This window comes from Eikenella sp. (assembly GCF_057315495.1).
The window spans coordinates 1-11,857 of record NZ_DBHKXY010000004.1; the positions used below are offsets into that span (position 1 = coordinate 1).

Genomic DNA, 11,857 nt, shown 5'->3' on the forward strand with positions numbered 1-11,857 from the left:
GCCTTGCAGGATAAGGCTTGCGGGGGGCTTTAGCACCTTTTTTGTTACTTATGCCAAAAATCCCCACTCAAAAACAGAGTGCCTTGCCGTTGATTGCTTTATCCGTATCGTTGTAATGCGCCGTCCATCGGATGGCGTACAGGCTGCTTTTGGCGGCTGCTCATTTGTTCCGTCCGGCCGGGCTTGCAATCCTGCGCAGGCTGCTGTTCTGTACTTCCACGCTTTCCGTATTAGGCACCAATGGTTTGGTATCGCAACCACCGGCCACCCATTTTCGGAAAGACGGGGTTTGCACATAGCTGTTCACGCAGACCAAGAGTTTGTTGTCCGGCAGGAAATGCAATTCGAGGTCGCTCGGGGCATACTGATAATGCGGCAGCACAAATTTGGCTCGGTAATAACGTCCGCTGCTTTCATCTCTCCATTCAACCCGTATTAGGTAATCTTTGCTCCATCTTCTCGGAATATCGCGGTATATATGGTTGCTCCCGCTATCTTCGACCCATTTCGGCGCGTGTTCGCCTTCTTTCGCCCGCAAGTAAAAATGATTCCCGTCGTTATCCGTATCATCCCTCATACCTACAGTATAGGCGTTTGAGGTATGGTTGGACGCATAAACCGAAACACGTTTGGCAGTATGCCCCAATGTCTGGTTGCGTTCGCGCTGCCATCTGCCCTTATTGAGGCTATCTTCAACACCCCAGATAGCGCCTAAGGTAAGGCTGGCACAACCTGTGAGCATGAGAACCGATGCCAACAAAAGGCTGCAGCGTGCCGTTGTGCGTATGATGTCTGTCATAGTGGTTTCCTTTCATAATGGGTTGGAATGTGCAGGCTGCTTTTGACACGTTCAAAGCAGCCTGCACTTTTGCAATGCCACACTCAAAAACAGAGTGCCTTGCCGTTGATTACCTTGTCCGTATCGTTGTAATGCACCATCCAGCGGATATTGTTGCCCTCTGCCTGCGGAATCAGCACCACCTCCTGTCCGAAGCGTGGCGTGCGCAGCAGAATCCAGCCGTCGCGGCTCACGGCCTGCACACTCGGATAGGCCGCCTGAATGGTTTGCAGGCTGCTTTTGATGCCACCATTGGCTAACTCGGCGGCCAGCTGTTCCTGCAATGGGGCAAGCATTTGGATTTCCTGTTTGATTTCAGCGGTGCGGCGGTAGTCGGAATATTGCGCGGACAGCAAGAACAGTGCGGCAACGGCGGTGATTGCGCCCAGGCAGAAGGCAGCGAAGGTTTGTTTGGATAGCACGAGGCACTCCTCCCGATGATTAGGTGTTGAACGATAGTTTTGATGTTTCAGGTAGCCTGCAATGCAAAAGGCTACCTGAAAATTGGATGCTGTTGTTCTTGCTGCTCTTACTGGTATAGCAAGCTAATGAAGTCTCCAGCAAGATCTCGCACGTCGTCAACATTTTCATGATCCCAAAGCATAATTGGGTAGTCGTGGTTAGCAGTGTTTCTATTTGTTATATTAGGATGTTTGTGCTTTACGAATATGCGGTAGCTTTAAGAAAGAGGATGTTCGCATTTGGCCACTTCGCCACTCTATATAACCAAACAGCGGGAAACCCTATTTCCAAGGTTTCCCGCTGTATTAGCTAAATCAACTTAGATTGACAACAGCCATTTCAGTGCCAGACCGGTGCGGAATGGGCCTTCCGGTGCTTTTTGTGCATTGCCATCATCAGCATTGGCAAATTGCAGCGGATGCGGGCCGGAATAATTAGCATCTTCTGTATCGATCAGCAGAATCGGGGCTTTCCCATTCAGCTGGCTCTTCAAGAAGCTGCCACGGAAACTTTGTACCGTACCGGGCTGCACTGAGAATCTGTTGTTCAACAAGACTTTTTGGCCGTTTACTACGAGATAGAGTTTATAGCCCCAATCAGGTGCGTTGGCCCAGCCTCGGTTGGCAATTTTTGCCGTCCAGTGAACGACATTACTGTTTTGCTGGTCAACATAGGCACTCAGTTCTTCCACCACATAACGGTAGCCCATTCTCTTACGGACTTCTGTCATACAAGAGCCGGATTCCCAATTACCGATAAAGGTTTTGTGGTAGTCGTAGTTCAGATACGACACATGGTATTCGGCGCCTTCCCTCAAAATATCGGCACAGCTCGTACGTGCTCCTGCCAACGGTTTGCAGGTTTCACCGCCGAATACCTGATGTATGCTGTTTTCGCGTGCAAAGCTGCGCAACTCTTCTGGCGAGCGCCCGCTGCCGCGTGGGTAATAGGTGCCCACATCGTCTTTGCTGGCCATAAAACAGTCATTATGCATACCTAGGGAAGCGGCACCATGAGGCAGACTGCTGTTATTGCGGAAATTCATCAAATCGCCTGGGTAACGCAACTGGAGTTTGGCATAAATGCCGTTATTATTTGCATTCAGCAAGGCCTTGATTACCTCGGCTTTATTTTGGTCTGTATTCAAATTATTGGCAGAGGAATGCCATTCACCCCATGCACCAATAAAGCCTGCCTGCCATACGAAAATGTTGTCACGGTTTTTAGCCAAAATCGGGCGCAGTTGCTCGATATGGCGACGAACCTGTGCCAGATTGGTATCTTGGCCGGCTGCTGTGTAGTCGTATGAAAAACGCAAAATGGCATTAACGTTTTTCATTTTAGATAAGCCCTGATCCAATGCATTGAGATACGACTGGGGCAAATCCTGATTCCGCCATTGAGATAAGTCTGCCGGCATATACATCAGGCGGTAGCCATCACGATAGGCTTTTTCCAAGTCAGCATCAGTAATTTGGGAAGGGTCTTTACCATAACGATAGAAACCGCGCCCATAACCAGGAACATCCCCCGCTGCTTCTTTCAGGGAGACGGTTTTAACGTTGTTACTCCCATTATTATTGTTGCCATTATTATTGTTGCCATTATTGTTGTTGCCATTATTGTTGTTGCTGGCATTGTTATTGGCATTGTTATTGTTAGCATTATTTCCAGGATTGCTGCCATTTGCAGCACCAGAGTTATTATTGCTATTTGCGCTACCGCCTCCCGTACCTACGCTAATATTCCGGGTTCGGTCAGCGTTACCTGATGTTCCCAGTTGGACTGTACCCTCATTTTGCTTTGCTGCGGTTTGGTTTGCCTGCTGGTTGGAGCCGGCATTACTGGGTGTATCTGATTCGTCTTTTTTACAGCCTGCCAAAGCCACAGTACAAATCAGAACTGAAAGTAAGGTTTTATTCATAATGACGATTTTCCTAAATGTTTTTGCTAACTGGTCTACTTATAATATTAATACTGTAAAACGTAGTAATCCTACTATGCCAAACTGCTTACTGTCAAAAAACTCAAACAGATGTATGCCTTATTTAAAAATGTGAATGCATATGTAAGCAAATCATTCTGTCGAAAAGCGTGCCAACATCACTCTATAACTTCCAAAACTGGAAACCGATAACTTTAGTAATGCTTGGCACATCTTTCTAAATAAACTCCACCAGTTTTCAGGTAGCCTACTGCTTAATCCGTACCTTTTGCCCGATTTTCATAGAACTGCGCCTGCCAGTCGGCGAATTTGCCTTGCTCGATGGCTTCGCGCATTTCCGCCATGATGGTTTGGTAGAAATGCAGATTGTGGATGGTATTCAACTGCGCGCCCAAAATTTCGCCGGCGCGGTGCAGGTGGTGCAGGTAGGCGCGGCTGAAGTTTTGGCAGGCGTAGCAGGTGCAGGATTCGTCGAGCGGGCAGGTGTTGTGTTTGTGCTTGGCGTTTTTGATTTTGATGTCGCCGAAGCGGGTGAACAGCCAGCCGTTGCGGGCGTTGCGGGTGGGCATCACGCAGTCGAACATGTCCACGCCGTGCGCCACGCCGTAAACGAGGTCTTCCGGCGTGCCGACGCCCATCAGGTAATGCGGTTTGTGTTCGGGCAGCATGGGGCCGACGGCGCGCAGCATACGGTACATTTCGGGCTTGGGTTCGCCGACGGACAAGCCGCCGATAGCGAGGCCGGGGAAGTCGAACTGTTCCAGCCCGCGCAGGGACTGTTCGCGCAAGTCTTCATACATTGCGCCTTGCACGATGCCGAACAGGGCATTGGGGTTGTTCAAATCTTCAAAGGCTTTTTTGCTGCGTTCCGCCCAGCGCAGGCTCATTTGTAGCGATTTTTCGGCCTGTTCGCGCGTGGCTTCGCCGGGGGTGCATTCGTCGAGCTGCATGGCGATGTCGGAGTTGAGCACGGTTTGGATTTTCATCGAGATTTCGGGCGAAAGGAAGAGTTTGTCGCCGTTAATCGGGCTTTTGAAGGTGCAGCCTTCTTCGGTGAGTTTGCGCATGTCGGATAGCGAAAACACTTGGAAACCGCCGGAGTCGGTCAAAATCGGTTTGTTCCAGCCGATAAAGTCGTGCAGGCCGCCGAATTGTTCGATGACTTCGAGGCCTGGGCGCAGCCATAAATGGTAGGTGTTTCCAAGGATGATTTGGGAGCCGATGTCGTGCAGGTTTTGCGGGGTCATGGCTTTGACCGAACCGTAGGTGCCGACGGGCATGAATACGGGGGTTTCGATGCTGCCGTGGTTGAGTTCGATGGTGGCTCGGCGGGCGTGGCCGTCTTTTTTGTGTAGGGTAAATTTGAGCATGGGGAGAACCCGTTATCAATAATGCGGCGATTATAGCTAAAGCATTTATTTCTTCCTACCGTGTTAGCCCGCCTTGCCATATTACCCATACTGCTGCGGCTCGCTACCCGGCAAAAAATGATTGCTTTAGCTGATACAGCAAACCGCTGCCAGCCCTGCACTTCCTTTGCGCGGGGGGTGGGAAAACAGTATAATGCTGCCCCTTAAACAGGCACGTAGCTCAGTTGGTTAGAGCATCACCTTGACATGGTGGGGGTCGTTGGTTCGAATCCAATCGTGCCTACCAGAATTCGTGGGAACAGCAGGGGTTTCTGGGGAACTTCAGTTGTTCTTTTTTGTTTGGCCGCCCGCTATAGTTTTAACTTTGTCGCCACTCCGCTTCCTTCAGAAACATCGTTTCAGGTAGCCTCTTGGATTGCTGTTAAGGCTACCTGAAAATCTGGCCAAACCGCCGTAAGGAACCCGTCATATGCGCCGTTTACCCCCGCACTTGCGCTGCTGCTCACACTGGCTGCGTTGGCCGCCATCACATTTGCCGGCCTGTTCCTGCTGTTTTACTTTTTCGGTTTCGCCTAATGCAACGATAAAAGCTACCTGAAAACCAAACCATTCATCCATTTATCCATTTCAAAGAAAGACAAACCATCATGTCCCAAATCAACATCACCCTGCCCGACGGCTCCGTGCGCCAATACGAAGCCCCCGTAACCGTTGCCCAAATCGCCGCATCCATCGGCTCCGGGCTGGCCAAAGCCACCGTGGCCGGCAAAGTGAACGGCGTGTTGCGCGATGCGTGCGACCCGATTAGCGAAGATGCCGCCGTGCAAATCATCACGCCGAAAGACCCGGAAGGCGTAGAAATCATCCGCCATTCCTGCGCGCACTTGGTCGGCCATGCCGTGAAGCAGCTCTATCCCAATGCCAAAATGGTAATCGGCCCGGTGATTGAAGAAGGCTTCTACTACGACATCGCCACAGAAAAACCCTTCACCCCCGAAGACATGGCCGCCATCGAAGCGCGGATGAAAGAGCTGATCAATCAAGACTATGATGTGGTCAAAATCATGACCCCGCGCGCCGAAGCCATCAAAATCTTCCAAGAGCGCGGCGAAGAATACAAACTGCGCCTGATTGAAGACATGCCCGAAGTGGAAGCCATGGGCATGTATCACCACCAAGAATACGTGGATATGTGCCGCGGCCCGCACGTGCCCAACACCCGGTTTTTAAAGAACTTCAAGCTCACCAAGCTGGCCGGCGCCTACTGGCGCGGCGACAGCAACAACGAAATGTTGCAGCGCATCTACGGCACCGCCTGGGCTAGCAAAGACGAACTCAAAGCCTACATCACCCGTATTGAAGAAGCCGAAAAACGCGACCACCGCCGCCTCGGCAAACAGCTCGACCTGTTCCACCTGCAAGACGAAGCCCCCGGCATGGTATTTTGGCATCCGCGCGGCTGGACGCTGTGGCAAACCATCGAGCAGCACATGCGCCGCGAGCTCGATGCCGCCGGCTACCGCGAAGTTAAAACCCCGCAGATTCTCGACAAAACCTTCTGGGAAAAATCCGGCCACTGGGCGAACTACAAAGACAATATGTTCACCACCTCCTCCGAGAAACGCGACTACGCCGTGAAACCGATGAACTGCCCCGGCCACGTTCAAATCTTCAACCACGGCCTGCGTTCCTACCGCGACCTGCCCATGCGCTTGGCCGAATTCGGCTCCTGCCACCGCAACGAGCCTTCCGGCGCACTGCACGGCCTGATGCGCGTGCGCGGTTTCGTGCAAGACGACGCCCACATCTTCTGTACCGAAGACCAAATCGCCGAAGAAACCCGCGCCTTCAACCAGTTGGTGATGAAAATTTACAAACAATTCGGCTTCGAGCACGTCAGCATCAAACTCTCGCTGCGCCCCGAACAGCGTGCCGGCAGCGACGAAACTTGGGATAAAGCCGAACAAGGCCTGCGCGACGCGCTCACCGCCTGCGGCGTGCAATGGGAAGAGCTGCCCGGCGAAGGCGCGTTCTACGGCCCGAAAGTGGAATACCACATCAAAGACGCGCTCGGCCGCTCCTGGCAGTGCGGTACTATCCAGCTCGACTTCGTGCTGCCCGAACGCCTGAACGCCGAATACGTTACCGAAGACAACGGCCGCGCCCGCCCCGTGATGCTGCACCGCGCCATTTTGGGCTCGCTGGAGCGCTTTATCGGCATCCTGATTGAAGAACACGCCGGCTCCTTCCCGCTCTGGCTCGCGCCCGTGCAGATGGTGGTGATGAACATCACCGAAAAACAGGCCGATTACTGCCTGGAAGTGGTCAACAAACTCAAAGCCGCCGGCCTGCGCGCCGAAGCCGACCTGCGCAACGAAAAAATCGGCTACAAAATCCGCGACAACAGCCAAATGCGCTACCCCTACCAAGTGGTGGTGGGCGATAAGGAAATGGAAAACGGCCAAGTGGCTGTACGCCGCAAAGGAGAGGATTTGGGCAGCATGCAGATAGAAGAGTTTATTGCCCGCTTGCGGCAAGAGTTGGCAGTGGTTTAAAGATTTTCAGGTAGCCTTTTGTGAGGCTACCTGAAAATTTTTGGGTACATAGGCCTGGCATTAATGCCCGACTTTTTCTGGAACATTGTGCCGAACATCCATGCCCGGACTGTGGCTTCTGTTGACAACCCACAAACGGAAGACGGACAATTTTTCAGATAGCCCTAGACTGCATGAGGCTACCTGAAAATTCTTTTGGGCAGTATTTTTAGAGGAATGAAGATGGGGCAGAAACGCTGGAAGAAGATAGCGCTGGCGGTGTTGATAGTGTTTGCACTAATCGGTATGGCTGCTACTGTGTCAATCCTCCCGTTTGTTGGCAACTATATCAGCGATATGAATAGAGAAGTGGATACCACGCCGCTGGTTTCTGTGCCTTTCAGTACGCAGCAAGAAGGCTATCAGCAGACGATGAACAATGTACCGATTCTGCATCGAGGGTTGTTTGCACTCACGGTGAGATTGAAGCCGAAAACTGGAACACATCTTTCAAAAGAAGAGATAGACAACTTGTTTTATCAGGCCAGGCATGTGCCTTTTGTGGTGAAGTATGAGGTGCAAACGGCGGGTAATCCCAGCTTGCTTTATGGGAAAGACGCAGTTGTGGCTGATTTCTCCAAAGAGGAAAACGGCGATTTCATTTTCTCCGTTCACGCCGGATTTGTCCGCAAAGGGGATAGATTGATGATACGGGCGGAGAATCTTATCCAAGTGCCAGAGTTTGCGAAGTTTGATGCATTTTTAGAGTTTAGAGAAAAGAGACCTGATAAATAAGTAGGCTTGGAGGGTTCTTCAGTCATTCTCCCGCACATTAAAGAGGCTACCTGAAAACTGGCTTTGCTCGTTTTCAGGTAGCCTCTAATCTGTTTGCCAAATGGGCTTACAAACCTGCTGCCGCTTTCAAAGCCGCAGCCTTATCGGTACGCTCCCAAGTAAACTCGGGCTCTTCGCGGCCGAAGTGGCCGTAGGCGGCGGATTTGCTGTAAATCGGGCGCAGGAGGTCGAGCATCTGCACGATGCCTTTCGGGCGCAGGTCGAAGTGTTCGCGCACGATGGCGATGAGTTTGTCTTCGCTAATTTTGCCCGTGCCGAAGGTGTCTATGGCGATGGAAGTGGGCTCGGCGATGCCGATGGCGTAGGAAACCTGAATCTGACATTGGGTGGCCAGGCCGGCGGCCACGATGTTTTTCGCCACATAGCGGCAAGCGTAAGCAGCGGAGCGGTCTACTTTGCTCGGGTCTTTGCCGGAGAATGCGCCGCCGCCGTGCGGGGCTGCGCCGCCGTAGGTATCGACAATGATTTTGCGGCCGGTGAGCCCGCAGTCGCCCTGCGGCCCGCCGATCACGAAGCGGCCGGTGGGATTGATGAGGTATTTGGTGTCGGCGGTGAGCATTTCGGGCGGCAGCACGGGTTTGATGATGTGCTCAATCACGGCTTTGCTCAGTTCTTCATGGCCGATAGACGGATCGTGCTGGGTGGAAAGCACCACGGTGTCGATGCGTTTTACTTTGCCGGTTTCGCTGTCGTACACGGCGGTAATTTGCGCTTTGGCATCGGGGCGCAGCCAAGGCAGCTGGCCGCTTTTGCGCAGTTCGCTCTGGCGCTGCATCAGGCGGTGGCTGTAGTAGATGGCAAAGGGCATCAGGGTGGGGGTTTCGTCGCAGGCATAGCCAAACATCAGACCTTGGTCGCCCGCGCCTTGATTCAGGTCGATGCCTTCGCCTTCGTTTACGCCTTGGGCAATATCGGGCGATTGCTGGTCGTAATACACGCCCACCGCGCAACCGTTGGCATCAAAGCCGAGCTCGGAAGAGTTGTAGCCGATTTTGGCAATGGTTTCGCGCGCCACTTTGATGTAGTCCACGTGTGCGGTGGTGGTGATTTCCCCGGCCAGCACGCACAAGCCGGTGTTCACCAGCGTTTCGGCAGCCACACGGGCTTTAGGATCTTGAGCGAGAACGGCATCGAGAATGGCATCGGATACTTGGTCGGCCACTTTGTCGGGATGGCCTTCTGAAACAGATTCGGAGGTGAAGAGGTATTCGCTCATGATATGTCTTTCGGATAATAGAGAAACCTTGCAGCCTGGCAAGGAGAGCTCAACGGGCAATAAAAAAATCCCGCACCAGGCGGGAAGAGATATTGCCCGGCCTGATTCAGACGAGCCACATCGGCCTCTCGGCCGTCCACCTTACGCGCCGTTTGCGGCGGGCAGGTTGGCATGGATTCCCAACTCTTAATGCGCGGCAGATGATAACAAATCCCGTCTGCGGCGGCAAGCGGCGGGATAGGTTTCAGGTAATCTTTACGGAGAGAAGGCTACCTGAAAATTTGCAGAGGCAGATCAAACCGAACTGCAGCATAACAACACCACCCTACCCTGCCTGTTCTGCATTCTACACAGCCAAAGGCTACCTGAAATTTTTAGCTTTGTAGAAACTCAGCCTTCTTTGGAAACCTCGGTCCGCTTCGTAGAAACTCGCCTTCCTTCGGAAACCTCGTTTTAACTTCGTTGAAGCTGCGCTTTCAGGTAGCCTTTACAAACTCTGGCCTATCACGCCATATCTTCCACTCGCTGGCCAGTGAGGGCGCGTTGGATGTTGCGGTCCATGCGTTTGGCGGCGAAGTCGTCGGTGCCGGCGGCAAGGGCAGCGGTGGCGTTACGGATGGGGTTGGCTTCGGCTTCGGGGAGCAGGCTTTGCAGGGTGGAAATTTGGGCACGAATGGCGGCAAGGCTGCTCTCATCGAGCAGGTCGCCGTCCAGCTCCAACGCGGCCTCCACTGCATCAATCAGGCTTTCGGCTTCCACCACGGCTTCAGCACGGGCACGGGCGGCGGCATCACCACCGGCATGGCTGATGCTGTCGGCCAGCATACGGGTGATGGTTTCGTCGTCGAGACCGTAGGAAGGCTTCACTTCGATTTGTGCCTGCACACCAGTGGTTTGCTCGCGGGCGGACACGGAAAGCAGGCCGTCGGCATCGATCTGGAAGGTTACGCGGATGCGGGCGGCACCGGCCACCATCGGCGGGATGCCGCGCAGGGTGAATTTGGCGAGGCTGCGGCAGTCGGCCACCAGTTCGCGCTCGCCTTGCACCACATGGATGGTCATGGCGGTTTGGCCGTCTTTGAAGGTGGTGAATTCTTGGGCGCGAGCGGTCGGCAAGGTGCTGTTGCGCGGAATGATTTTTTCAGCCAGCCCGCCGTAGGTTTCGAGGCCGAGCGAGAGTGGGGTAACGTCGAGCAACAGCCAGTCGTTGTCGCGCTTGTTGCCGGCCAGCACGTCGGCCTGCATAGCGGCACCGAGTGCGACCACTTGGTCGGGGTCTAGGTTGGTGAGCGGGGTTTGGCCGAAGAAGTTGGCCACGGCCTGTTGCACATGCAGCATACGGGTGGCTCCGCCCACCATAATCACGCCGCCGATATCACCTTTGCTGATGCCGGCGTCTTTCAAGGCCTGCTTTACCGGCACAAGGGTTTGCGCCACAAGATGCTGGGTAAGGGCGTGGAATTGGGTGCGGGTAAGAGTGGTGTCGATTTGCGTGCCGTCGCTTAGCACCGTTTGGATACGGCTTTCAGGTAGCCTGCTGATCTCTTCTTTGGCACGGCGCACCAGGCTGAGCAGCAGGCGGCTGTCTTGGGCATTAGTGATGGAGAGGCGGTTGGCTTCAATCAGGTGGCACAGCACGCGGTGGTCGAAATCGTCGCCGCCGAGCGCGGAATTGCCGCCGGTGGCCTTCACTTCGAACAGGCCTTTGGAAAGCTGCAACACGGATACGTCAAACGTGCCGCCGCCGAGGTCGTATACCACGAATGTGCCTTCGGTGGCATTATCCAGCCCGTAGGCGATGGCGGCTGCGGTGGGCTCGTTGAGCAGGCGCAACACGTTCAGCCCGGCCAGGCGGGCTGCATCTTTGGTGGCTTGGCGTTGGGCATCATCAAAATAGGCCGGCACGGTGATAACCGCGCCCACTAATTCGCCACCAAGGCTCTGTTCGGCGCGGGCTTTGAGTGCGCGCAGGATGTCGGCAGATACGTCTATCGGCGTTTTCGCGCCTTGGCGGGTCTGCAGGTCGATTAGTTGGTCGGATTGGCCGAAACGGTAGGGCAAATGGCTGGTATCAATATCTTCCAATTTGCGGCCGATCAGGCGTTTGGCGGAGCTGACGGTGTTGGCCGGGTCGGCAGTTTGGCTTTGCAGGGCAGCCCGGCCGGTGATGATTTGCCCATCAGCACCATAGCGCACCACCGAAGGCAGTAGGAAACGGCCTTCTTCATCGGGCAAGCAGGCAGCGTGGCCACTTTTCACGGTAGCAACCAAGCTGTTGGTAGTACCCAAGTCGATACCGACGGCTAGGCGATGTTGGTGCGGGGCGGCAGAGAGGCCGGGCTCGGCGATTTGTAGGAGTGCCATGGTGGTTGGTGTGTGTTTAAGTATGGGAATAAGCGGTTATTTTAACATATTGGCTGAGTGCTTCGGTCGGAATTAAACTTTTCAGGTAGCCTCAACCGGAATGGAGACTACCTGAAAATATAGTGGATTAAATTTAAATCAGGACAAGGCGGCGAGCCGTAGACAGTACAAATAGTACGGCAAGGTGAGCCAACGCTGTACTGGTTTAAATTTAATTCAGGCATAAGTAACAAAAAAGGTGCTATTTCAGAGAACCTTGCCAGTAAGTAACAA

The 11,857-nt window shown here is 53.6% G+C and carries 9 protein-coding genes and 1 tRNA gene; 3 read left to right on the plus strand and 7 right to left on the minus strand.

The window, feature by feature from the left end:
- Nucleotides 1-160: 160 nt before the first annotated feature.
- The 4 genes from ACO6EE_RS00380 to tgt all read right to left on the minus strand — a co-directional run bounded on the left by ACO6EE_RS00380 (nt 161) and on the right by tgt (nt 4,615).
- The gene (locus ACO6EE_RS00380) at nt 161-799 is read right to left on the minus strand and encodes a DUF3304 domain-containing protein (RefSeq protein WP_485958564.1); all 639 of its coding nucleotides are present in this window, start codon (nt 797-799) and stop codon (nt 161-163) included.
- 83 nt (nt 800-882) lie between these two features.
- Nucleotides 883-1,260 carry a hypothetical protein gene (locus ACO6EE_RS00385; RefSeq protein WP_485958565.1) on the minus strand — a complete coding sequence of 126 codons (378 nt, stop codon included), beginning with the start codon at nt 1,258-1,260 and terminating at the stop codon, nt 883-885.
- 359 nt (nt 1,261-1,619) lie between these two features.
- Entirely contained in the window at nt 1,620-3,224 is a 1,605-nt protein-coding gene (locus tag ACO6EE_RS00390; protein ID WP_485958566.1) for a DUF4874 domain-containing protein, read from the minus strand.
- Nucleotides 3,225-3,499: 275 nt separating this feature from the next.
- On the minus strand, nt 3,500-4,615 hold the full coding sequence (gene tgt / locus ACO6EE_RS00395; protein WP_485958567.1) for a tRNA guanosine(34) transglycosylase Tgt: 1,116 nt from the start codon (nt 4,613-4,615) through the stop codon (nt 3,500-3,502).
- 209 nt (nt 4,616-4,824) lie between these two features.
- On the opposite strand from tgt, the gene ACO6EE_RS00400 reads away from it, so the two are divergent.
- Nucleotides 4,825-4,901, plus strand: a tRNA-Val gene (locus ACO6EE_RS00400).
- Nucleotides 4,902-5,080: 179 nt separating this feature from the next.
- On the opposite strand, the gene ACO6EE_RS00405 is transcribed toward ACO6EE_RS00400, so the two are convergent.
- Complete coding sequence (locus tag ACO6EE_RS00405; RefSeq protein ID WP_485958568.1) at nt 5,081-5,233, minus strand: hypothetical protein; 153 nt, start codon at nt 5,231-5,233, stop codon at nt 5,081-5,083.
- Between the two features lie 29 nt (nt 5,234-5,262).
- Between ACO6EE_RS00405 and thrS the strand changes: the two genes are divergently transcribed.
- The gene (gene thrS, locus ACO6EE_RS00410; RefSeq protein WP_485958569.1) at nt 5,263-7,170 is read left to right on the plus strand and encodes a threonine--tRNA ligase; all 1,908 of its coding nucleotides are present in this window, start codon (nt 5,263-5,265) and stop codon (nt 7,168-7,170) included.
- 222 nt (nt 7,171-7,392) lie between these two features.
- Nucleotides 7,393-7,944 (plus strand): hypothetical protein, encoded by a 552-nt coding sequence (locus ACO6EE_RS00415; RefSeq protein WP_485958570.1) that lies wholly within the window; start codon nt 7,393-7,395, stop codon nt 7,942-7,944.
- 106 nt (nt 7,945-8,050) lie between these two features.
- Here the strand turns inward: ACO6EE_RS00415 and metK are convergent, their stop codons facing one another.
- Together metK and hscA are read right to left on the minus strand one after the other, a co-directional pair.
- A complete protein-coding gene (gene metK / locus ACO6EE_RS00420; protein ID WP_049258140.1) occupies nt 8,051-9,220 on the minus strand; it encodes a methionine adenosyltransferase in 1,170 nt (389 codons plus the stop codon).
- 504 nt (nt 9,221-9,724) lie between these two features.
- On the minus strand, nt 9,725-11,584 hold the full coding sequence (hscA, locus tag ACO6EE_RS00425) for a Fe-S protein assembly chaperone HscA (protein WP_485958571.1): 1,860 nt from the start codon (nt 11,582-11,584) through the stop codon (nt 9,725-9,727).
- Between the last annotated feature and the right edge of the window lie 273 nt (nt 11,585-11,857).

Excerpts from the sequence above, each read along its gene's own strand:
- ACO6EE_RS00405 (WP_485958568.1), bottom strand. The coding sequence starts at position 5,233 with ATGGATGAATGGTTTGGTTTTCAGGTAGCTTTTATCGTTGCATTAGGC.
- ACO6EE_RS00415 (WP_485958570.1), top strand. The coding sequence starts at position 7,393 with ATGGGGCAGAAACGCTGGAAGAAGATAGCGCTGGCGGTGTTGATAGTG.
- ACO6EE_RS00380 (WP_485958564.1), bottom strand. The coding sequence starts at position 799 with ATGACAGACATCATACGCACAACGGCACGCTGCAGCCTTTTGTTGGCA.
- metK (WP_049258140.1), bottom strand. The coding sequence starts at position 9,220 with ATGAGCGAATACCTCTTCACCTCCGAATCTGTTTCAGAAGGCCATCCC.
- tgt (WP_485958567.1), bottom strand. The coding sequence starts at position 4,615 with ATGCTCAAATTTACCCTACACAAAAAAGACGGCCACGCCCGCCGAGCC.
- hscA (WP_485958571.1), bottom strand. The coding sequence starts at position 11,584 with ATGGCACTCCTACAAATCGCCGAGCCCGGCCTCTCTGCCGCCCCGCAC.
- ACO6EE_RS00390 (WP_485958566.1), bottom strand. The coding sequence starts at position 3,224 with ATGAATAAAACCTTACTTTCAGTTCTGATTTGTACTGTGGCTTTGGCA.
- thrS (WP_485958569.1), top strand. The coding sequence starts at position 5,263 with ATGTCCCAAATCAACATCACCCTGCCCGACGGCTCCGTGCGCCAATAC.